Genomic DNA, 22,198 nt, shown 5'->3' with positions numbered 1-22,198 from the left:
GGCTGGCTGGATTCCGCCTCCCCGGAGCACACCTCCGGGGAGACCGTTTGGGGTGAGGCAGGCGCCGCTATTGTGACGCGACCTGCTTGCCCTGCTCCTTGAAGACCTTGGTCCAGTCCTTGACCAGGAGATCGAGCGCCTGCTGCGACGTGCCCTTGTCGGCGACGACGTAGTCATGCACGCGCTTCTGCATGTCGAGCAGCAGCTGCGCGTAGGACGGCTCGGCCCAGAAGTCCTTGACGATACCCATCGACTCCAGGAATTGCGGAGCGAACGCTGCGCTCTTCGGGAAGTCGGGTGCATCGACCACCGCCTTCAAGGCCGAGTAGCCACCGAGCTGCCACCACTTCTGCTGCACGGCGGGCTGAGCGAACCATTTGATGTAGGTGAGCGCGTCGTCCTTGCGCTCGGAGGTCGCGACCACCGAGATGCCCTGTCCGCCGAGCTGGGTGAAGTGTCCGTTCGGGCCGGCCGGATTGACGAAGAAACCAATCTTGTCACCGCCGACATTGGGATCCTTGTAGAGGCCAGGGAAGAAGGCGAACCAGTTCATCTGCATCGCCACCTGGCCGGACTTGAAGGCATCGAGCCCTTCCTGCATGTAGGCGTTGGTCATGCCCGGCGCCGTGCAGCACTTGTAGAGCTCCTTGTAGAACTCGAGCCCCTTGGCTGCGTCGGCCGAATTGACGACGCCCTGCATCTGGTACGGCTTCTTCGGGTTGTCGTAGCTGAAGCCGTAATTGTAGAGCACGTTGGTCACGCCCATGGTGATCCCTTCCGAGCCGCGCTCGGTGAAGATGTAGGCGCCATAGACCTTCTTGCCGTCGATCTCGCGGCTCTGGAAGAACTCCGCAATCTGCTTCAGTTCGTCATAGGTTTTCGGCGGCGCCAGGTCGCGGCCGTACTTGGCCTTGAAGGCCGACTGGATCTCGGGCCGCGAGAACCAGTCCTTGCGATAGGTCCAGCCCACCGCATCGGCCATTGCCGGCAGCGCCCAGTAGTTCGGCGAGTTTTTCGGCCACTGCGAATAGCCGACGACCGTCGCCGGGACGAAATCGTCCATCGAGATCTTCTCCTTGGCGAAGAAGTCATTGAGCTTGACGTACCACTTGTTCTCGGCGGCCCCGCCGATCCACTGGCTGTCGCCGATGATCAAGTCGCACAGCTTGCCGTGGGAGTTGAGCTCGTTGAGGAAGCGATCGGCATAGCTCGTCCACGGGACGAACTCGTACTTCATCTCGATCCCGGATTGCTTGGTGAAGTCCTTGCCGAGTTCGACCAGCGCGTTCGCCGGATCCCATGCCGCCCAGCACAGCGTGAGCTGCTTGCTCTGGGCCGCGGCTTGGCCTCCGCCAAATATCCCCAGCAGCGCCGCCCCGAGGACCGTGGTTGCCGCCGAGCTTCTTAACCAATTGGATGTCCGCATATCTGTTTCCTCTCTCGTTGAAGCATCTAACCCGCTCGGCGCTCCCTGCCGGAACGACGCCAAGACCCTGAAACCGAGTTTGAGGAGCGATGAGTGAGGAACGAGACGAACCATCTCCGGAAACGGGTCCGGAAGGGCTTGGGCTCCTCCCACACATCGGCTCGATGCGTGATGTTTAGTTTTTTGTAGAACTAAACGTATTACTAAATTTCTGAGGCCGTCAAGCCGGTTTCTTGCGAGCCCTGCGAAAAGATCTGCGACGTTCGCGCGCGCACGCCAGGGCGACCGCAATGCAGCAAAATACGCGATTCTTGTCAGCCTTCGTGATCGCCGATCTGTTCGGCGGGAGCAATCCAGCGCAGCCGGATGACCGAGGAGCCAGACGGTCGGCCGCGGCAGGCATGTTTAGCAAACATATTTACTGAACGGCCAACAACACAGCGATCGAGGGCGCGAGCAACCTCCTCGGCGGTTCAATCGGCCCATTCGGGATCTGTCGTGAAGGCGATGGTGAGCCAACGATCGGGACTATCGTCGCCGATCGCTTCACCGGTCTCGTCGCGAATGCGGTCCCAATCCTGCAGCCTGCATGGTGGCCAGTCCGTCGGCACGATGAAATAGAGCTCGATCTGCCTGCCGCGGCCGACCCGGGCCACATAAGCCCGGTACGACAGGAAGCCATGGCGCCGCACGATCTCGTTCGCGACCTCGTCCACATGCTGCTTGAGATCGGACGGCGTGACCAACAGGATATCAGCCAGCGCCTGCTTGATCGTTTTGGCCGGGATTGGGATGATCACCAGACACACCAGCGCCAACGCCACCGGGTCGATATAGGGCGACAGCCATTCGAGGCTTGATCCCTGGATCGAGAAGCCGAAGACGAAGGCTATGAGCAGAGCGGCGCTAACGGCCGCCGACATCAGCCATGACTGGGCATCGAGTGCGACGAACTCCGACTTGAGCGTCCGGTTCGCTGCGCGGCTGAACATGGTCATGGCGCCCGCAATGCCCAACGTCACCACTGCATAGATGACGGCATGATCAAACGCGAGCGGCCGCCCGCCTGCCATGATGCTGCCGACCGCGTTGATGAGGCCGTAGATTGCGGCACCTGTCAGCAGAATGCCGTTCAGGCCGAGGACCATCGGTTCCAGGTGCCAGAAGCCCATGGTGAAGTGCTGGACCAGTTTACTCTTGGCGGGACCGCTCGCCGTTGACGATACGATCAGGTTTGAAACGAACAAGGCGACGATCGTCATGGTCGCATCTGTCAGACCGTAAACGCCGTCAAACACGATCACGAAGGAGCCCGACAGCAGGCCGAACAGGATGCCGACAGCGGCCAACAAGATCGCGGCAGCAATGGAGATGCGGAGGACGCCTTGTTCCGTTTTCAACGCCCTGCCTCTTCTTCGCCAGGCACCGTCACACGCGCCCCTCAGGGCGCAACCAATCTCTTGCGGATGGCATAGCGGACCAGCTCTGCCGTCGACGACATCCTGAGCTTGCGCATGGCCGACGCGCGGTGGGTCTCGACGGTCTTCACGCTCAGTTTCAAGACGGTGCTTATCGACCGGTTGGTATGTCCCTCCGCAATAAGCTGAACCACGCTCTGCTCGCGTGACGTCAGAACCATGTCCGATTTGTTCTGCTTGTTGACCTGGTAGTCGTGGAGAAGCTTCTCAAGCAAGACGCTGGTGAAGTACGGCCTGCCGTCGAGCAAGGCTTCGATCGCGGAAATAAGGTGCTTCCGGGCATCCGACTTGAACAAGAAGCCACGGACGCCCGCCAGAATGGCTTCCGTCAGCAACTCCTCGCTTTCGTGCATTGTCAGGATCAGTACTTCAGTGCGCACATGGAGCGCCCTGAGGCGGCGACTGACCTCCAATCCGTTCATGATGGGCATGGAATAGTCGACGATCACGACGTCCGGTCTGGTTTCCACGGTCAACGCCACCGCCTGCTCACCATTGGTCGCTTCTCCGCATACGATCCAGTTGGAGCGCGCTTCAACGATCGCGCGAAGCCCGGAACGCACGATTTCATGATCATCCGCAATCACGATGCGTTTCACGGCGTCGTTCCCGTATGCCGGCACCGACCCTTCGAACGATTGCCGGAGACGACCGGCAGCAAAGTCGAACGATCATACTGATCGCAATTGAGAGGGTTATCCCACAAAACCCCGAGATAGCCCGGCGAATGTACTAACGTGACCGGAGCCCAATCAGGTCGTTATCATCCTCCACCAGCCTCGCCCGAACTGCGTATCGGACCAGGCCCGCGGTCGAATTGACGCTCAGCTTGCGCATCGCGGCCGCCCGGTGCGCCTCGGTCGTCTTGACACTGAGGTTCAGAACGGCGCTGATGCTCTTGTTGCTGTAACCCTCCGCAACCAGCTTGACGACGATTTGCTCGCGCGGCGTCAGCTCGTGGTGCCCGTCTCGTGCGCCCGATCCGTGATCCAATTCAGTCCGGCAGCTTCTGGTACAGAACGGCCTGTGCTGCAGAAGCGACTCGACTGCCGCCAACAGCAGCTTGCTGGCGTCCGACTTCATGACGAAGGCACGTGCGCCTGCCTCGAACGCTTGCTGGGCCAGCAAACTGGAGTTGTGGACCGTGAAGATCAGCACCTCCGTCTCGAGCGGGTAGTCCCGGATCCGTCGGGCGACCTCCACGCCAGTCATTCGCGGCATGGAGAAATCGACGATCGCGACATGAGGCCGGCTCTGGATTGCAGCGGCCACCGCCTTGCCACCGTCATTGGCCTCGGCCACCACCTCCCAATCCGCCCGTTGCTCGAGCACCGCACGCAGACCCGACCGCACTGCTTCGTGATCGTCAGCGATAAGAAATCGTTTCATGGCACAGCACTCCAAGGTCGTTTACACGGCGGCGCGGCACTCAGGCGCCTGAAACGGATGAACCATATCCGCTTGCCACCGGTCAGCAGTGTTCTTCATTTGGTGCCTGCGTGGCCCTCCACGACCGAAGTGGTCCTTCGTCGGTTGCGCTTGTTCGCTGCAAGACCACGCGGGAATACAGCGCGCAAGACGGTTCCGGAATGCCGCATGGCCGAATCGGACTGGATATCGAGCGTGCCGCCGATCTCCCGGAGCCTCGCTTTCATCGCGGGAATTCCGACACCCATCGATATCGCCTTCGCGCCGGGCTTTGCGGGATGAACCGAAAGGCCACGTCCATCGTCACTGATCGTCAGCCGAAAATGGTCGCTTGTCGCATCAATGTCGATCCGCACCTTCGTCGCCTTCGCATGGCGAAACACGTTCGTGAGGGCCTCCTGAATGACCCGCAACAATGAGCGCTGCGTCTCGTAAGGCAAACGATCGATCTCGGACGCGATTCTGGTCGCGACCCGTAGCGAGGTGCGCACCGCGAATCCCGCCGCGTAATTTTCGATCGTAGCTTTCAGACCATCGACCGTCAGGTTCTGCGGATGCAGCAGATAGACAAATGCGCGGATTTCCCTGAGCGCTTCATCAATCGACGCATCGATGTCATCGCAAATCCGCTCGGCACCGGCCGGGTCGCCCAGACTGGTCCGGACTCGCATGAGGCCAAGGCTTGCGGCAATCAAATGCTGACAGGTCGAATCGTGAAGGTCGGACGCAATCCGCTGTTGGATGTCTTCCTGAATGGAAATCAGGCTGACGTTCACAGGGACGTCGTCCATCCCCTTCAAGCTCTCGAAAGGACCCTTGCCCGCCGCACGATGGCTGCCGATCAGCCGGACAATGCCGCCGCCAGCCGGATCGATGATGGGAACAATCGTCGTCTCCATGTCTCGTCGCGCGCCGCCAAGTGCGAGCTGATGGCGGATTCTGATCTCCGTGCCTTCCGCCAGACACGTCCGAAGGGCTTCGCAGACGGCTTCCGCGTCGTCCGTGCCCATGCAGTCGGAGACATCCAGCTCCCCAATCTCATCCGTTGGGATGCCGAGAACGGACTCGAACGCGGGGTTGATCCCCTCGTACACGAAACGTCCTCCGAGCGAGGGGCGCACTGCGAAGAGAAGGTCTGCTGAGAACTTCCAGTAGAGCCGGTCGCTCGTGTCTTCTGCGCCAATCCGGAGCCATTGTCCGAGGCTGGTTCCATTCGCCTCACAGGCGGGGGAGGCATCTAGCTTCACGGTACGCTCACTCTTCTCCGGCGACACCTGACATTGAAACGCAATATCGAGGCTCTCCTCCGTGTCACCACCGGCGAGACATCCCGCATCACCGGATCAGAAGACGCGCGCCCTTGGGCCGGTCCATTATACACGGCACCGTGCACTACACCACAAGGTAGAATTCTTATCCGATTGAAATCTCGAATCTGTGAGGTGAGATGCGAGAGGGCCGACTATGCAGTTCGTGCCAGTTTCGTGTGGCAGCGACACTCAAAACGATGCAACAGATACTAAAACTGCCTCGGATAAGCTGCTCGTGCGAGCGCATCTTTGCTGACACACAATCGAGCGATACGCAGGGATCGGATCACAAACAGCATGCGCTACCGATTGCTGCCACTGGTCGCGCTGGACTTCTTCCTCTTCTTCGCGCCCTCAACGCTTGGCGCAGGCTGGGTCGGCGCGATCACAAGAGGATGAGACGGAACCCGGAGCCGGTTTATGCCCATGTCGTCGCGAAGCGCGTCAGTGTCCAGGCGCTGGCCTCGATCCACGGCATCACGCGGATCTGCGGCCGCGACGGACGCCGCTGCAACACCGATGACGGCGCCGATCAACACCAATGCGCGTCGCATGATCATCTCTCAGGAACCTCTCAAAAGGCGAAGTCGAGCCGGGGACCGATCCGGAGATCCCTGTATCGCCGCAGCGGAACGTTGGACGTTCGCGCCTCATACAGCACCGTCGTCGTCAACGACACGTTGCTGGCAAAATTGTACTTCAGCCCAACGTCCGCCGAGTAGAGTTCGTCCTGCCGACCGGCGTTCAACCCGTCGGTGAACCAGTAGGCCTCGAACAACGGCGTGCTCACGATGGACCATCTGGGATCGAGCTTGACCTCGATACCAAGCACGGCATCGAAGCGCCAGCGGCGGGCTTCCGCGAGGTCCGAGAAGCGATATGTCAGGAGCAGCAGCGGCGACAAGGTCACGTTGTTGAACTGGACGTCGCGCGCTACGGATCCCATCACGTCCTGCGACGTGAAGGCAAGATCGCGGTACACGCCATCGAAATCGTATCGGTTTTCGTAGATTGCCGAGAAGCGCCAGCCGTTCCAATTCTCGGTCAGCCGCGCCCCCACCCGCGCGATCGCGAAGTTACCGTCTTTCTCGGTTGCGAAAGCCTCGTATTGAGCACGGGCATAGAGACGGTATGACAGATCGTTCGTGATGTTGCCATCCAACCTGACACTCACGTCGGGCTCGTAGTAGACATCCGACTTGCGATTGTCACGGGTGAACAGGGCATTGTCGGTGAAGGTCGGCGAAACCGAACCAACGACGCTCCATGAAGGCACGAAGTAATACGGAACGGAGACACTGCTCGCCTTGAGATCCGTCAGATCAAGGTCTGCTGCCCATGCGCCGCTGGCGCCGAACAATCCAACAGCCGACAAGAGAATTCGAGAGCGGCGCATGGCGTTCCTCGATGGCTCCTGAGTCCGTCGGAACTTTATGTCACGCTAGGCAGAAATTGTGGCGTGTTAGTGATATGATTCGAAATCTTCGGTTGATCCGGCAAATTACCCTTGCATAAAAGGCTCGAGGCGTTGCAGAGCCGGTACACACCGTACCCCACATCGTCCCCGTCGACCGTGACGCGCCGGTCGTCACAGGCGAATAGCTCGATCCGCCTAGTAATCCACTGCGTCCCTGATGATCGGACAGGTCATGCAATGACCACCACCACGGCCGCGGCCCAATTCTGCGCCGACGATGGTGATCACTTCGATCCCTTCCTTGCGCAGCAACGTGTTGGTGTAGGTGTTGCGGTCATAGGCGAACACGACACCGGGGGACGCGCAGACGAGATTGGCTCCGCTGTCCCACTGCGTCCGCTCCCGCATATAGGCATTGCCGCCGGTCTCGACGACGCGCAGCTTTTTAAGACCGAGCGCTTCAGCGACGACATCCACGAACGGCTTTTCATCCTTGCGCAGCTCGATGCCGGCCGAATTGTTCGCCGGCCGATAGGAGTATGCCGCGATGTTGTTGACGATGTCGGGATAGAGCAGCACGCAGTCGCGGTCGGCAAAGGTGAACACCGTATCGAGATGCATCGCGGCGCGTAGCTTGGGCATGGCGGCCACGATCACGCGCTCGGCCGCCTTCCTCTTGAACAAGGCCGCGGCGACCTGGCTGATCGCCTGCCGCGAGGTGCGTTCGCTGAGGCCGATCAGGACGTTGCCCTTGCCGATCGGCATCACGTCACCGCCCTCCAGCGTGGCGAGGCCATGGTCCTGCGTCGGATCGCCCCACCAGACGTTGACCTTGCCGGCGAAATCCGGGTGGAACTTGTAGATGGCCGTGGCGAGGATCGGCTCTTCATGCCGCGCCGGCCAATAGAGCGAGTTCAGTGTGACACCCCCATAAATCCAGCAGGTCGTGTCGCGGGTGTACAGCGTGTTGGGGAGCGGCGGCAGCAGGTATTCGGTCATGCCTGCGGCTTCGCGAACCAGCTTGAGCATCTCGCCGCCATGAGCGTCCGGAAAATCATGCGTCGATACGCCGCCGATCAGGGTTTCCGCCAGATCGCGCGGCGCGAGGCCTTCGAGATAGGAGCGGAGCTCGTCAACGAGACCGAGCCCAACCTGGTTGGGAACCACCTGGTTGTCGAGGATCCATTTCCGCGCCTCCGGGATGGCCACGGTCTCCGTGAGCAGATTATGCATCTCGACGACGTCGATGCCGCGGTCACGCATCTTCTGCACAAAGTCGAAATGATCGCGCTTGGCGTTATCGACCCATAGCACGTCGTCGAACAGCAACGTGTCGCAATTGGACGGCGTGAGCCGCTGATGCGCACGGCCGGGCGAGCAGACCATCACCTTGCGCAGTTGGCCGACCTCCGAATGAACGCCGAAGGGGATCGAGGATTCCGACATCTGCTTTGCCATGGGAGATACCTCGGGACATGCCTAGATGGTGATGTAACCGGTGGCCAATCCGTGAATCCCGACCGCTGCGCCGATCGCGACTGCGATGAAGATGGCCCACTCGACCGGCGTAAAGACCTTCGCCTTCCGTTCGAGGCGGGCCCAGAAATACAGCACCGTGCCGGGCGCGTAGAGAATGGCAGCCAGCAGAAGGTATTTCATTCCGGCCGCATAGATCAGAAACAGCGTGTAGATGACCGCGATACCCGTAAAGATCAGGTCGCGTCTACGCTGATCCGGACGCCTCTCATAGGTCTGGCCCCGCCTGACCAGCAGGAGCCCGTAGGCGGCGACAAGGAAAAACGGGATGAGGTTCATGACACTCGTCAAATTGAGCATCAGGGCAAAAGCGTCCCGGGACCAATAGGTGCTGATGACGAAGAGCTGAACGATGATGTTCGTCAACCACAGCGCCGCCGCGGGGACCTTGTTTGCATTCTCGGTGCCGAACAGGGCCGGCATGTCCCTGGTCCGGCCCGCGGCCGAGAGCACCTCGGCACAAATCAGGGACCAGGCAAGATAGGCCCCGAGCACCGAGATCAGAAGCCCGATGCTGACGAAGACGGCGCCCCAATGCCCGACCACTGCTTCGAGCACCGTGGCCATGGAGGGCTGCCGCATGTCGGCCATTTCGGCACGGGGAAGCACCGCATAGGGCAGCATGGTGACGAGCACCATGAGACTGGTGACGATCACAAAGCCCATAATCGTCGCAGCGCCAACATGGGATCGCTCCTTGGCGTAGCGCGAATAGACGCTGGCGCCCTCGATCCCGAGAAACACGAACACCGTGACCAGCATGGTCGCGCGGATCTGGTCGAAAAGACCCTTGTCCGGCATGCCCTCGCCGCCCCAGAAATTGGCGCGGAACATGTCGGCCTTGAACGCGAAGATGAGAATGACGATGAAGATCAGGATCGGCACGATCTTGGCAATCGTGACGATGGTGTTGATCGCCGCCGCCTGCTGCACGCCGCGCAGGATCATGAAGTGAAACAGCCAGATCCCGATCGAGGCGACGATGATCGCGGTGATCGTATTGCCGTCACCAAACACGGGAAAGAACGCGCCCAGCGTCGATTTGATCAGGACCCAGTAGGACACGTTGCCGATGCAACTCCCGACCCAGTAGCCGAATGCCGAGAGAAAACCGGGATAGTCGCCAAAGCCTTCCTTCGCATAGGCATAGACGCCGGCGTCGAGATCGGGCTTCCGTTCGGCCAGCGACTGGAAGACGCGCGCCAGCGTGTACATGCCCCCACCGGCGATGCACCAGGCGAAGATCGCACCGAACGGGCCGGTGGCGATGCCGAAGGTCCGGGGCAGCGAGAAGATGCCCGAGCCGACCATGGAGCCGACCACCATCGCGGTCAGCGCGAACAGCGAGAGTTTTTGGATTGATGGCGTTGCGGTCATGTGAAGGCCTCGCGAGCAACGGCTCGGCCAGTCGGCTTTTCCGAGGTCCGGACCATGCGCCCGCGACGGGCAGCGGAATATCGGGTGATTACCTAGTCGAGGGTAAGGATTCCCCTCGCAGCGACGACTTTCACCGTCACGTTCGCGTCAACGCGATGGCAGTTTCAGCGCCACAATCTCAATTGGGGCCGATGGCGCGAGACTTGGATGATTCATCCCCGGCACCGAGGGTTTTCTCTGATGTCGGGACTATTGGCCGCGCATTAGCGTTGACGCCATCGTGCCATCAGCGGCATTCCGTCGAGCCGACGGAAAACGGTCCAGCAGGAGGTGTCCATGTCCGATCTCGTCGCGATCGTGTATCCGTCTGAAGCCAAAGCCGAAGAGGTACGTCAGCGCCTCCTCAAGCTGCAGAAAGAATATCTCATCACCCTCAGCGACGCCGTGATCGCAGTCAAAACAGACGCGGGCGGCATCAAGCTCAATCAGCTCGTCAACACCACCGCGGTCGGCGCCATGACCGGAAGCTTCTGGGGGCTGCTGATCGGCGTGCTGTTCCTGAATCCGATCGTCGGGGTCGCGATCGGCGCTGCATCCGGCGCGCTTGGCGGTGCGCTGTCCGATTTCGGCATCGACGACGCCTTCATGAAAGAGTTGTCCACGAGCCTTCAGCCTGGCAACGCGGCCCTGTTCGTCCTGATCAAGCACATGACCGCGGACAAGGTGCTGAAGGAGATCAAGGACGCCGGTGGGATCGTGCTGAAGACCTCCCTGGACGAGACCAAGGAAAAGGCACTGCGCGACGCACTCGCCAGCGCGGCGGAACGGCCGGCAGCCTGAAGGGCTGCCGTTCGCCGCTCAGCGCCGGCCGCCGGCAAGGCGCAGCATCATCATGAACAGGTTGATGAAATTGAGATAGAGCGACAGCGCTGATATCACGGACTTGCGGCCGGCGGCCGTTTCGTCATCCCTGCTGTCGTACATCGCCTTGATCCGTTGCGTATCGTAGGCCGTGAGGCCTGCAAATACGCCGACGCCCACGATTGAGACCAGCCAGTCGAGCCCGGTCGACCGCAGGAACAGGTTGACCAGGCTTGCGATGATGATTCCGATCAGGCCCATGAACAGGAAGGTGCCGAGGCCTGACAGGTCGCGCCGGGTCGTGTAGCCAAAAATGCTGAGCGCGCCGAAGGTTGCGGCCGCGACGACGAAGACGCGGGTGATCGACGCATTGGTATAGATGTGGAACAGGGTCGAGAGCGAGACGCCGACCAGCGCCGCATAGACGAAGAACAGGAGGCGCGCCGTTGACACCGACAGCGTATTGATACGCGCGCCGATGAAGAACACCAGCGCCAGCGGCGCCAGGATGAAGACCCACATCAACGGATTCTGCAGCAGCTCCGGACCGGTGAGCTGGTAGGTCAACCACGCGACGACGGCGGTGAGACCGACGCCCGCGGCCATGTGGTTGTAGATGCGCATCATGTAACTGCGCAATCCGGCGTCCACCACGGTCGCGCCGCCGACCGCGCCCGAAGTCGTGAGATTCTGATCAAGGTTGGACATCGCTCGCCTCCTCCCGAACTCGCGGAGCCAGGCCACGTTACTCCCCAGCCCCAGGCGACGGCATCCGACAATGACCCGAGTGCCGGCGGCGAAAACCACGTATTCCGCTACACCCGTCAGCGGCCCCGCGCGCGGGCCCTTCAATCATCCCGCCCGTTACAATTGCGCAATCTGGAACCGCCGCTCACCTCTCATCCCTTTGGAGCAGGCCTCTTACAGCTTTGTCACTTGGAAGCCGGTTGTCGTCCGGCTTAATCGGGCGACATGCGCTTCTTCTTCCACATCGTCGACAAATACGGCCTTTCTCCCGATGGCATCGGGTGCGACCATACCGATCAGGATGCCGCGATCCTGCATGCCCAGCGCATAGCCGCCGAGCTCGCGAGAGCCGGCGAATTCTTCCGGTACAGCGTCGTATTTGTGGCTCGTGCCGCCGTTCCCGAACCAGCATCATGCGGTCGCGAACCAGGGCTCGGCCGGCCCCATCGCGAAGATCTGACGGCGGCTCACGGAGCTCCGGCACGCGCCGATTTCCTGCCCCTGCTTCCTACAGAGAATCCCTGATGTGCGAGCGGGAGGGCCGCCTCTAAGGTCCTCGCCAGGATTGGCCGGCATCGGTGCCGGCCTCATCCCGGATTGGACGGCCATCCCATGGCGCCTTCGTCGAACGAGGCCGATCAGAAGCTCTCCCGCAGCGCGCTCATTGCCCTTGTGATCGGGTCGATGGTCGGCTCCGGAATCTTCGCATTGCCCGCATCGTTCGGACGAGCCACCGGCGCATTCGGAGCGATCATCGCCTGGGTGATAGCGGGCGCGGGCATGCTCATGCTGGCTTTGGTGTTCCAGTCGCTGTCACAGCGCAGGCCTGACCTCGATGCCGGCATTTACGCCTACGCCAAGGCCGGGTTCGGAGACTATATCGGGTTTGCTTCAGCCGTAGGCTACTGGATCGGCTGCTGCCTTGCCGACGTCGCCTGTCTCATTCTGATCAAGGCGACCCTCGGGAAATTCTTCCCGGTCTTCGGCGACGGAACCACGCCGGTCGCCATCGCTTCGGCAACCCTGCTCCTGTGGGGCGTGCACCTCTTGGTGCTGCGCGGCATCAAGGGCGCGGCCGCGCTCAACACCGTCGCGACCTATGCCAAGATCATCCCGATATTGCTGTTCATCGTCGTGGCGGCGATCCTCCTTGACAGCGAATTGTTCGCCCGCAATTTCTGGGGAACGGAGCAGCCGGACCTCTCGGATGTGTTCACCCAGGTCCGCAGCACGATGCTGCTCACCGTCTTCGTTTTCGTCGGCATCGAGGGCGCAAGCGTGTATTCCCGCTATGCGCGGGATCGCGCCGACATCGGCTTTGCGACCGTCGTCGGCTTTCTGTCGGTCCTCTGCCTTCTCGTCCTCGTGACGCTCCTGTCCTACGGCGTTCTGCCGCGCGAGGGCCTGGCAAGCCTGCCGACGCCGTCGATGGCGGGCGTGATGGAAGCGATGGTCGGTCGCTGGGGCGGCGTGTTCATCAGCGTGGCATTGCTGATCTCGATTCTCGGCAACTACCTGTCGTGGTCGCTGCTGGCTGCCGAGGTCCTGCATTCGGCGGCCGTCAATCGAACCATGCCCTCCTTTCTCGCCCGCGTGAACGTACACAACGTTCCCACGGGGGCGCTCTGGCTGACCAACTGCGCCATCCAGCTCTTCCTCCTCGTGACCTGGTTCGCGGAATACGCATTCACGCTCGCCTTGAAGATGACGAGCGCGATGACGCTGGTCCCGTATTTCTTTGTCGCGGCCTACGGCCTGAAACTGGCCTGGCGCGGCGAGACCTACAACGCCTTTGAGCGGGCGCGCGTCGTCGACTGGATCCGCTCGGCCATTGCGACGCTTTACGCGGCCGGCATGATCTACGCCGGCGGGCCAAAGTTTCTCCTGCTGTCCTCCATCCTGTATGCGCCAGGGACGTTGCTGTTCGTTCTTGCGAAACGCGAGCGCAAGGAGACGGCCTTCACGCCGTTCGAAGCCGCCCTGTTTGCGGCGATCACGATCGCCGCGTGTGCCGGCATCTACGCGCTCGCCATCGGAGCCATCTCGATCTGAATCCTGACCACCTCTTGATCACGTGGAGGAGAACATGAAGATCCGGACTCTCTGCGGCACCCTGATCCTGGCCGGACTGATGGCGGCTATCGCACCGCCAACCCTGTCCCTGGCCCAGTCGAATGAACCTGCCGCATCCCCTCCAAAGGACACTGGCGCGTCCGCACCCAAGAACCAGACGAAGAGCGAGGCGAAGACCGAGACCAGAAGCGCGACACCCAATACCAACATGACCCCGACGAAGCACCGTTACTGGCGTCATCGCGGCGGCAAGCATCCCCACTTTGGCAGCCGACGCGTGCGCACCCAGGTTCAGGCGCCGCAGTAGGCAGAATCGATCCCAGCATGTTGGTCGACCGATGAATGACGCGAGCACAGGAGAGAGCTACCGCGAGGTCGCACGGCGCGATGACCCAGCCGAGCGTCCTCGCGAAGCCGGACCGCGCGGTTTTCTGGCGACGGGGCTGATGCTGCTCGCCGCCTGCGTCGCGCTGTTCCTGGTCTGGCAAACGATCTCGAGCCTCCTCATCGTCTTCGCCGGGGTGCTGTTTGCGGCGCTTCTGGATGCGTCCGCCAGGGCCCTTGCGCCGGTCATTCCGCTCAATCGCGTCTGGCGGCTCACGCTGGTGCTGCTACTTCTCTCCGGCGTCGTGGGATTTGGGCTCGACTGGGGAGCGGGCAAGCTGCCGGAGCAGACGCGGAACTTGATCAAGGTGATGGATACGCAACTCGACGTCGTCCAGGAACACCTGCTGTCGTACGGCGTGGAACTGCTCGGACCCGAAGGTGGCCGCAATTTCTCGCAATGGCTCTTCTCCGACCAGGGCAGGTTTCTCAGCCATGCCCAATTCGTGCTTGGTGGCGCATCAAGCCTGCTGACCGGCGTCCTCGTGATCCTGTTCCTCGGGATCCTCTTCGCGTTTGATCCGACCAGCCACCGCAACAGCCTGGTCATGCTGGTGAAACAATCCTATCGCGCGCGGACCAGAGCCGTCATGGACGAGATGGGCAGCGTCATGCGGTTGTGGTTGGTCGGGCAGTTGATCCGCATCATCCTCATGACGCTGTGCGTGTGGATTGCGCTTTACTGGATCGGGCTCCCCGGACCTTTTGTGCTTGGATTGCAGGCGGGCCTGTCCAACTTCATCCCCTATCTCGGGCCGATCGTCGCCGCGATTCCGATCGCGCTCGTGGCGATGCCGCTCGGTGCCTCGCTGCTGATCTGGGCCGTCGTCATCTACACCATCATCCAGTCGATCGAAGGCTATGTGATCGGCCCGCTGATCCAGCGCCAGGCCGTCGAGATCCCTCCGGCCTGGACGTTGGTCGCGATCCTCCTGCTCGGCGCGCTGTTCGGCGTCATGGGCATCGCGCTCGCCATGCCGCTCGTCGCCGTCGGCCGGGTTGCGATCATCAGGTTCTATGTCGAGGACTGGCTTGGCGATGACCCCAAGCAGACATTCAACGGCGAACAATCGTGAGTGGATGGTCATGAGCGATATGGATGTGCAGCGGAACGAGGGTGTGGAGCTGCCCGCGCCGCGTTCGGGAATGGCCCACTTCCTGTGGCAGCAGTTGCCTTACGTCGTGGCGCTGGTGCTCGCGGTCGCCGGCGTCGCCTACACAAACGTCTCTCACCAGCCCCTCGTCGGCTATTGGGAGTTTTTGGCGCTGGCCATCGGCGTGGTCTGCGTCATCACCAAATGGCCGGAGGTCGAAGGCAAGCAGGCGCAGCTTCGATTGATCTGGACCCAGGCACTGCACTGGGTTGCCGTGCTGGTCACGATGAACATCATGCTGGTATCGGGCGTCCAGCAGTTGCTCCCAACACCGGCTACCGGTCTCGTCCTCCTGACCTTGCTCGCGCTCGGCACGTTCCTCGCGGGCGTGAGCCTTTTGTCGCTGCAAATCTCCTTCCTCGGCCTTGCGATGGGCGTGGCGGTTCCGGCCATATCCTGGCTGAAGCAATCCATCTTTTTCTTCCTGCTCGGTGCCGTCCTGTTGATCGGCCTCGGCCTTACTTTTTGGCTGAGCCAGGACCGACGGCCCGCCCCCTCGCCTGCGGACACCAAGAACCACGTGGAGGTTTGAATGCGAATGATGCGACTTTCCGCGGCCATGGGCGCATTGGCCCTGCTTTGCACCACCGCCCCGCCCGCGCGCGCCGAGCTGTTCAGGGTCGGCAGGCTCTTGTGCACGAGCACACCACGCGTTGGACTGGTCCTCGGGTCAGCGCAGGAGTTGCGCTGCGTGTTCGTCGCCAGATCTGGCAGACAATACATCTACGAGGGACGGATCCGGCGCGTCGGTCTCGATCTCGGCGTCACCAGCGCCGGCACGCTGTCTTGGGCCGTCTTCGCCAAGAATTCCCAGGTCGGCTCCGCCACCCTGCGCGGCAATTATGTGGGCGCGAGCGGCAACCTCGCCTTCGGCCCCGGCCTCGGCGCCAACGTGCTGATCGGCGGCTCGCGCCGGAGTGTCATGCTGCAACCAATCTCGATCGAACGGTCGATCGGGATCAATCTCGCGGCAGGCGTGACCAACCTGACGCTGGGTCCGCGAGGCAGGCGATAGATCTGGCGTGACGATCTCACTCGGGATCGCCGCTATTCCGTTTGGCTGCATGGGAACATTCCCGCCCCGTCGCTCAGGGTTTCGTCGGATGTCGACGTTGCGGGTCGGAAGATACCATCGCGCGTGTGCCGATCATGACTGAGATCAGGAGCATGGCATGACCGTCTATGAACGCCAGTCCGGCATCGAAGCTCTGGGTCCGCCTCCACTCTGGGTCTGCGCACTGCTTGGCATCGTGCTGATCGCCGCCGGACTCTTCGCGCTCGGCGACATCGCCTTTGCGACCATCCTCAGCGTCAAGCTGATCGGGCTGACGGCGATCGCAGCCGGCGCGTTCGAGATCCTGCATGCGTTCTGGACCAAGGGATGGGGCGGCTTCCATTGGCAGATGATCCTCGGCGCGCTCTATTTCGCTTTCGGAGTCCTGCTGCTCACGCAGCCGGCGTCCGGCGCCCTGATCCTGACCTATCTCCTCGGCGCTGTGCTGATCGCGTCGGGCGCCATTCGGTCCGTACTGAGCTTCGCCCATTGGCGACAAGGCGGCTGGATGATGCTCATCTCCGGCATCTTCGGATTGCTCGCCGGCGTTCTGATCCTGTTCGGTTTCCCCACCATCAGCGTCTGGCTCCTTGGATTCCTGCTTGGCGTCGACCTGATCTCGCATGGCCTGGCGTGGCTGCTCTATGCGGTTCAGTCCGTGCGGCGCGCTGCGTAGCAAGAGAGGAGAAGACGATGACCACTCCTACCCGGCGCGCTTTCCTTGGCTTTGCCCAAAATGCCGTTGCCGCTGCAGCGATCGGCGCCATCGGAGTCCGTCTCATCGAGGCCGCGGAAGCAATGCCGATTGCTCCCGGTCTTGGCCTGGCCGGCAAGCCGGAAGACCTCCTGACTGAAGCGCAGTGGTGGGGACAACCGCCTGCTCCCGGTTGGGGCACTCCCGGTTGGGGACCTGGCCCCGGCTGGGGTCGACCGCCACCGCGTACGCGCCGCTGGGTTTGCTGGTGGGATCGCGGTCGTCGCCGATGCGGATGGCAGTGGGGACAGGCCGCCGCTCCCGGTTGGGGGCCCGCGCCTGGCTGGGGCGCTGCTCCCGGTTGGGGGACTACTCCCGGTTGGGGCCCCGCCCCGGGTTGGGGCCGCCCACCGCCGCGCAGACGCCGCTGGGCTTGCTGGTGGCATCGCGGTCGTCGGCATTGCGGATGGCGGTGGTACTAGAGCGCACTCCACGCAATGCATCAGCGGCGGTTTGTCATGAGGATTCCAGAAGCCTTTGCCCCGGTGAAGAAGGGAACCGTACGCAACAAGAACCGACGGCTTGTCGCCGCCGTTCTGGCGGCTCTTCTCGTTGGGGCAACCTGGTACTGCGTGTCGGTATGGCAAGCGGCGCCGTCAATGACCCGCTCCGGCAACATCATCATGGGAGTTGCCGCGATACTCGTTCTCGTGGCCGGGGGCGGCCTGATCACGCTCATGTTCTACAGCTATCGCGAGGGTGACGACGAATCTGCGCGCAGCAATCGGCCACCGCGGGAGTGAGCGAGGTCTTCGGGGAGCGCTGATCCTCTCAGTCTTTCCGAGCTTGGAGCAAGGAGTGCAAGATGTACCTTGCTAAGGTCTCGCTCAGACTGCTCGCGGCGAGCCTTGTCACGATCGCCACCGGCGGGGCGGGCTTGACCCAACCAGCTCCAGCCGGTCCGCCCGCGGTCGGCGTGGTCGAAGCGACCAGGCGACCGATTACCGAGAGCAGCGAATTCCTTGGGCGCGTTGAGGCGATCAATCGGGTCAACGTGGTCGCTCGAGTCACCGCGTTCCTGGAACAGCGCCTGTTCAACGAGGGCGCCGAAATCAAGAAGGGCGATGCGCTCTATCGGCTCGAGCGCGGTCCATTCGAGGCCGACCTCGCATCAAAAGAGGCGCAGGTCGCGCAGCTCCAGGCAACACTCGAAAACGCCAAGCTGACGACCGAGCGCGCGCGCACCCTGCTCGGGGGACCGGCCGGGCAACAATCCACCTACGACGCGGCAGTCGCGAACCAACGCAGCCTGGAGGCCCAGGTGCAGGCCGCGCAGGCGCAGGCCCAGGCGTCCCGGATCAATCTCGACTACACGCTGATCAGCGCGCCGATCGACGGCAAGATCGGACGCACGGCGGTGACGGAAGGCAACGTCGTCGGACCGAGCTCAGGCGTGCTGACCACCATCGTCAGCCAGGACCCCATGCATGTCACCTTTCCGGTGCCGCTGCGCCAGGGGCTGGAGCTGCGCGAACGATACGGACCGCAAGGGGCCTGGAAGCCGTGGTGATCAGGCTGCGGCTGCCGGACGGCCGCACATACGGCCAATCCGGCAAGCTGAACTTCGTCGACAACACCATCGCGCAAAACACCGACACGATCACCGTGCGGGGCGAGATTGCCAATCCGATCCTGCGTGCGCCTTCGGCGGCAGGCGTGACCGTTCACGAGCTGACCGACGGCGAATTCGTCACCGTCGTGCTCGAAGGCGTGCAGCCGGTCGAGGTACTGGCAATCCCCCGCTCCGCGGTGCTCTCCGACCAGCGGGGCGACTACGTTCTCACCGTCGGTCCCGACAACAAGGCCGAGCAGCGGCGTATCCAGCTCGGACAGTCGACCCCCACCATCGCCGCCGTGATCAGCGGCCTTGCCGCCGGCGATCAGGTGATCGCCGAGGGACTGCAGCGGGTTCGTCCCGGCCAGCCCGTATCGCCGGGACCGGCAAGTCCGATGATCCTGTCGAGCATGAAGGCCGGCGCGGCCGATGCGGCTCCGCGCGCGGATCGCGGCGCCTCCGGCAAGGCGCTCCCGGCGGACACCAAGCCATGATATCCGGCGTGTTCATCGATCGCCCGCGCCTTTCGATGGTGATCGCCTTCATCATCACCATCGCCGGTGCGCTGGCGCTCACGCAAATCCCGGTGGCGCAATTTCCGGATATCGTGCCGCCGCAGGTTACCGTCTCCGGCACCTTCCCCGGCGCCTCCGCGGAGGTCGTCGAGAGCAGCGTCGCCCAGCCCCTCGAAGCGCAGGTGATCGGCGTCGACCGCGCGCTCTACATGAAATCGGCCAGTGCCAATGACGGCACCTATACGCTCACGGTGTCCTTCGCGCTCGGCACCAACCCCGACATCAATACGGTCAACGTCAACAACCGAGTCCAGAGTGCACTGTCGCAACTGCCCACAGAGGTGCAGCAGCAGGGCGTGACCGTGCGCAAGCGGTCTTCGGCGATCCTGCAGTTCCTCGTGCTCTACAGCGCCGACGGACAGCAGGATCCGCTCTTCATCACCAACTACGCCATCATCAACGTGCTCGATGCCCTCGCCAGCACGCCCGGGGTCGGCCAGGTCAATCTGTTCGCCAAGATGAACTATTCAATGCGCATCTGGTTCGATGCGCAGCGACTGACCAGCCTCAATCTCACGGCGGCCGATGTCATCGCCGCAATCCGCACGCAGAGCGTCCAGGCGCCCGTCGGCCGCATCGGGGCCCGACCGATCAGCGATCAGCAGCAATTCCAGTTCAATGTGCAGACCCTCGGCCGGTTGGCGACGGTCGATCAGTTCGCCAACATCGTTCTGCGCTCAAATCCCGACGGTTCGTCACTGCTCGTCAAGGACGTCGCCCGGGTCGAGATGGGGGCGCAGAGTCTCGACAGCGAAGCGCGCATCGATGGGCGCGCCGCCGTGCCGGTCGCGATTTACCTTGCGCCCGGCGCCAATGCCGTGACCACGGCGCAGGCGGTGGCGGCGACCATGCAGCGCCTGGCCGTGCGGTTTCCCGCCGGCCTGAACTACCTCGTGCAATACGATTCCACGAGCTTTGTTCGGGATACGATCGCGGAGGTATTGCGAACACTGGGCGAGGCCTTCGTCCTGGTGGTGATCGTGGTTTACCTCTTTCTCGGCAACCTCCGTGCCACCGTGATTCCGGCCATTGCCGTGCCGGTGAGTCTGGTGGGCACCTTCGCCGTCCTGCTGGCGTTCGGCTACACGGTCAACACGGTATCGCTGCTGGCGATGGTCCTCGCCATCGGCATCGTCGTGGACGACGCCATTGTCGTCGTGGAGAACGTCGAACGCGTGATGGAGGAAGAGCCGGATATTTCTCCGGGCGAGGCCAGCAAGAAAGCCATGACGCAGATCAGCGCGCCGATCATCGCGATCACGCTGGTGTTGCTCTCCGTATTCGTGCCGATCGCGTTCATCCCCGGCATCTCCGGCACATTGTTTCGTCAGTTTGCGGTGACGATCAGCGCCGCCATGATGATCTCGGCGCTGAATGCACTGACGCTGTCGCCCGCCTTGTGCGCGCTGTTCCTGCGCCACACCGGCCCTCGGCGCGGCATGATGGGCCGCGTCCTCGGCGGCATCGACTGGCTGCGCGATCGCTACAGCGGCGGCGTCCGCCGGCTGGTGCGTGTGGCCGGACTATCGCTCCTCCTGGTCGCGGTATTCGCCGCCGGCATCTTCGGCATGTCGCTGATCACGCCAACGGGGTTTTTGCCGGAGGAAGACCAAGGCGCCTTCTTCACCTCGGTGCAACTGCCGGACGGCGCATCGGTGGCGCGAACCAGCGAAGTCACCCAACAGATCGAAAACGTCCTGAAGCAGATGCCGGCCGTCGACCACGTCCTTGCCATCATCGGCTTTTCCTTGCTCGACGGCGCATCCGAACCAAACAGCGCGCTGGTGGTCACGCGCCTGAAGCCGTTTGCCGATCGAAAGGCGGCCGCCGATTCGGCCCAGGCATTGATCGCACGCACTTTCGCGGCCGGGGCGCAGATCCGTCAGGCCAACGTCCTCCCGTTCAACCTGCCGCCCATCATCGGGCTCTCGACCGGCGGCGGATTCGAATACCAGCTCCAGGCGCTGGAAGGGCAGAGCCCGGCCGCGATCTCCAGCGTCACAAGCGCGCTGATCGGTGCCGCAAACGCCGATTCACGGCTTGCCCGCGTGTTCTCGACCTTCACGGCAACCAATCCGTCCCTCTATCTCGACATCGATCGTCGCAAGGCGCAGGCGCTCGGCGTCACCGTCACCGACATCTTTACCGCCCTGCAGGCGACGCTTGGCGGCATCTACGTCAACAACTTCAACCTGTTCGGCCGCACCTGGCAAGTGAACGTCCAGGGTGAAGCGTTCGACCGCGCCGATATCTCGGACATCTGGCGGATCTACCTGCGCAACAATTCGGGCGACATGGTGCCTTTGCGATCACTGGCCGGCATCAAGGTCGTGACCGGACCTCAGGTGATCACCCGCTACAACAACTATCGCTCAGTGACGGTCAATGGCAGCCCGGCGCCGGGCGTCTCCTCCGGGACGGCGATTGCTGCGATGGCCGACATCTCCAACACGGTGCTGCCTCCGGGCTACAGCTTTGAATGGACCGGCACCGCCTATCAGGAGCAACAAGCCGCCGGCCAGACCGGCATCGTGCTCGCACTTGCCGTGCTGTTCGCGTATCTGTTCCTGGTCGCGCTCTATGAGAGCACGATCGTCCCGATACCTGTGCTGCTGTCGGTCGTCGTCGGCGTGCTGGGCTCCTATGTCGGCATCAAGCTCGCGGGCCTCAATCTCGATCTCTATGGCCAGATCGGGCTCGTGGTGCTGATCGCGCTCGCCGCCAAGAACGGCATTCTGATCGTCGAATTCGCGAAGGAGCGACGTGAGGCCGGCGTGGGACTCAACGATGCCGCGATCCAGGGGGCCCACATGCGCTTCCGTGCGGTCATGATGACCTCGGTCGCCTTCATCCTGGGTCTCCTGCCGCTCGTGATCGCAACCGGCGCCGCTGAGATCAGCCGCAGAGCCGTCGGTACCGCCGTCTTCGCCGGCATGCTCGCCGCAAGCTCGATCGGGATCTTCATGATCCCGATGCTCTACGTGACGTTCCAGCGTCTGCGCGAGCGCGCGAAGGAGGCTACCAAACCAACCAATCGGCTGACGCCGCCTGTCGATGAAACGGTCTAGA

The 22,198-nt window shown here is 62.5% G+C and carries 20 protein-coding genes and 1 pseudogene; 11 read left to right on the top strand and 10 right to left on the bottom strand.

The window, feature by feature from the left end:
- Positions 1–67 precede the first annotated feature (67 nt).
- From JQ632_RS00355 to JQ632_RS00315, 9 genes are all read right to left on the bottom strand, one after another.
- Positions 68–1,426, bottom strand: coding sequence for an ABC transporter substrate-binding protein (locus tag JQ632_RS00355; RefSeq protein WP_212400235.1), 1,359 nt, complete (start codon positions 1,424–1,426; stop codon positions 68–70).
- Between the two features lie 473 nt (positions 1,427–1,899).
- Positions 1,900–2,826, bottom strand: coding sequence for a cation diffusion facilitator family transporter (locus JQ632_RS00350; protein ID WP_212400234.1), 927 nt, complete (start codon positions 2,824–2,826; stop codon positions 1,900–1,902).
- Positions 2,827–2,867: 41 nt separating this feature from the next.
- On the bottom strand, positions 2,868–3,503 hold the full coding sequence (locus tag JQ632_RS00345; protein ID WP_212400233.1) for a response regulator transcription factor: 636 nt from the start codon (positions 3,501–3,503) through the stop codon (positions 2,868–2,870).
- A 133-nt stretch (positions 3,504–3,636) separates the two neighbouring features.
- Positions 3,637–4,293: a response regulator transcription factor gene (locus JQ632_RS00340; protein ID WP_212400232.1), complete on the bottom strand. Its 657-nt coding sequence runs from the start codon at positions 4,291–4,293 to the stop codon at positions 3,637–3,639.
- Positions 4,294–4,388: 95 nt separating this feature from the next.
- Positions 4,389–5,579, bottom strand: a complete 1,191-nt coding sequence (locus JQ632_RS40205) for an ATP-binding protein (RefSeq protein ID WP_212400231.1) — start codon at positions 5,577–5,579, stop codon at positions 4,389–4,391.
- A gap of 365 nt (positions 5,580–5,944) precedes the next feature.
- Positions 5,945–6,196, bottom strand: coding sequence for a hypothetical protein (locus JQ632_RS00330; protein WP_212400230.1), 252 nt, complete (start codon positions 6,194–6,196; stop codon positions 5,945–5,947).
- A gap of 20 nt (positions 6,197–6,216) precedes the next feature.
- Positions 6,217–7,038, bottom strand: coding sequence for an outer membrane beta-barrel protein (locus JQ632_RS00325; protein WP_212400229.1), 822 nt, complete (start codon positions 7,036–7,038; stop codon positions 6,217–6,219).
- Positions 7,039–7,254: 216 nt separating this feature from the next.
- Entirely contained in the window at positions 7,255–8,517 is a 1,263-nt protein-coding gene (gene arcA / locus JQ632_RS00320) for an arginine deiminase (RefSeq protein ID WP_212400228.1), read from the bottom strand.
- A gap of 21 nt (positions 8,518–8,538) precedes the next feature.
- Entirely contained in the window at positions 8,539–9,972 is a 1,434-nt protein-coding gene (locus tag JQ632_RS00315) for a basic amino acid/polyamine antiporter (RefSeq protein ID WP_212400227.1), read from the bottom strand.
- A gap of 336 nt (positions 9,973–10,308) precedes the next feature.
- Between JQ632_RS00315 and JQ632_RS00310 the strand changes: the two genes are divergently transcribed.
- Positions 10,309–10,812, top strand: coding sequence for a DUF1269 domain-containing protein (locus JQ632_RS00310; protein ID WP_212400226.1), 504 nt, complete (start codon positions 10,309–10,311; stop codon positions 10,810–10,812).
- An 18-nt stretch (positions 10,813–10,830) separates the two neighbouring features.
- Here the strand turns inward: JQ632_RS00310 and JQ632_RS00305 are convergent, their stop codons facing one another.
- The gene (locus JQ632_RS00305) at positions 10,831–11,541 is read right to left on the bottom strand and encodes a Bax inhibitor-1/YccA family protein (RefSeq protein WP_212400225.1); all 711 of its coding nucleotides are present in this window, start codon (positions 11,539–11,541) and stop codon (positions 10,831–10,833) included.
- A gap of 264 nt (positions 11,542–11,805) precedes the next feature.
- Here JQ632_RS00305 and JQ632_RS00300 point away from each other — a divergent pair, with 264 nt between their 5' ends.
- The 10 genes and pseudogenes from JQ632_RS00300 to JQ632_RS00255 all read left to right on the top strand — a co-directional run bounded on the left by JQ632_RS00300 (position 11,806) and on the right by JQ632_RS00255 (position 22,197).
- Entirely contained in the window at positions 11,806–12,105 is a 300-nt protein-coding gene (locus JQ632_RS00300) for a DUF6894 family protein (RefSeq protein ID WP_212400526.1), read from the top strand.
- A gap of 87 nt (positions 12,106–12,192) precedes the next feature.
- Complete coding sequence (locus JQ632_RS00295) at positions 12,193–13,632, top strand: basic amino acid/polyamine antiporter (RefSeq protein WP_212400224.1); 1,440 nt, start codon at positions 12,193–12,195, stop codon at positions 13,630–13,632.
- A 34-nt stretch (positions 13,633–13,666) separates the two neighbouring features.
- A complete protein-coding gene (locus tag JQ632_RS00290) occupies positions 13,667–13,960 on the top strand; it encodes a hypothetical protein (RefSeq protein ID WP_212400223.1) in 294 nt (97 codons plus the stop codon).
- Between the two features lie 31 nt (positions 13,961–13,991).
- Complete coding sequence (locus tag JQ632_RS00285) at positions 13,992–15,113, top strand: AI-2E family transporter (protein ID WP_212400222.1); 1,122 nt, start codon at positions 13,992–13,994, stop codon at positions 15,111–15,113.
- A gap of 10 nt (positions 15,114–15,123) precedes the next feature.
- Positions 15,124–15,723 (top strand): hypothetical protein, encoded by a 600-nt coding sequence (locus JQ632_RS00280; RefSeq protein WP_212400221.1) that lies wholly within the window; start codon positions 15,124–15,126, stop codon positions 15,721–15,723.
- Positions 15,724–16,206, top strand: a complete 483-nt coding sequence (locus JQ632_RS00275) for a DUF992 domain-containing protein (protein WP_212400220.1) — start codon at positions 15,724–15,726, stop codon at positions 16,204–16,206.
- 157 nt (positions 16,207–16,363) lie between these two features.
- Positions 16,364–16,921 (top strand): HdeD family acid-resistance protein, encoded by a 558-nt coding sequence (locus JQ632_RS00270; RefSeq protein ID WP_212400219.1) that lies wholly within the window; start codon positions 16,364–16,366, stop codon positions 16,919–16,921.
- A 536-nt stretch (positions 16,922–17,457) separates the two neighbouring features.
- Positions 17,458–17,742, top strand: a complete 285-nt coding sequence (locus tag JQ632_RS00265; RefSeq protein ID WP_212400218.1) for a hypothetical protein — start codon at positions 17,458–17,460, stop codon at positions 17,740–17,742.
- A gap of 62 nt (positions 17,743–17,804) precedes the next feature.
- A pseudogene (locus tag JQ632_RS00260) lies at positions 17,805–19,048 on the top strand (efflux RND transporter periplasmic adaptor subunit).
- Entirely contained in the window at positions 19,045–22,197 is a 3,153-nt protein-coding gene (locus JQ632_RS00255) for an efflux RND transporter permease subunit (protein WP_212400217.1), read from the top strand. The pseudogene JQ632_RS00260 and the gene JQ632_RS00255 overlap by 4 nt, the downstream one beginning before the upstream one ends.
- Position 22,198: the final 1 nt, after the last annotated feature.

The sequence above is a fragment of the Bradyrhizobium liaoningense genome (assembly GCF_018130955.1).
Classification (GTDB): domain Bacteria; phylum Pseudomonadota; class Alphaproteobacteria; order Rhizobiales; family Xanthobacteraceae; genus Bradyrhizobium; species Bradyrhizobium liaoningense_C.
This window is presented reverse-complemented; position numbering and strand designations above follow the sequence as displayed.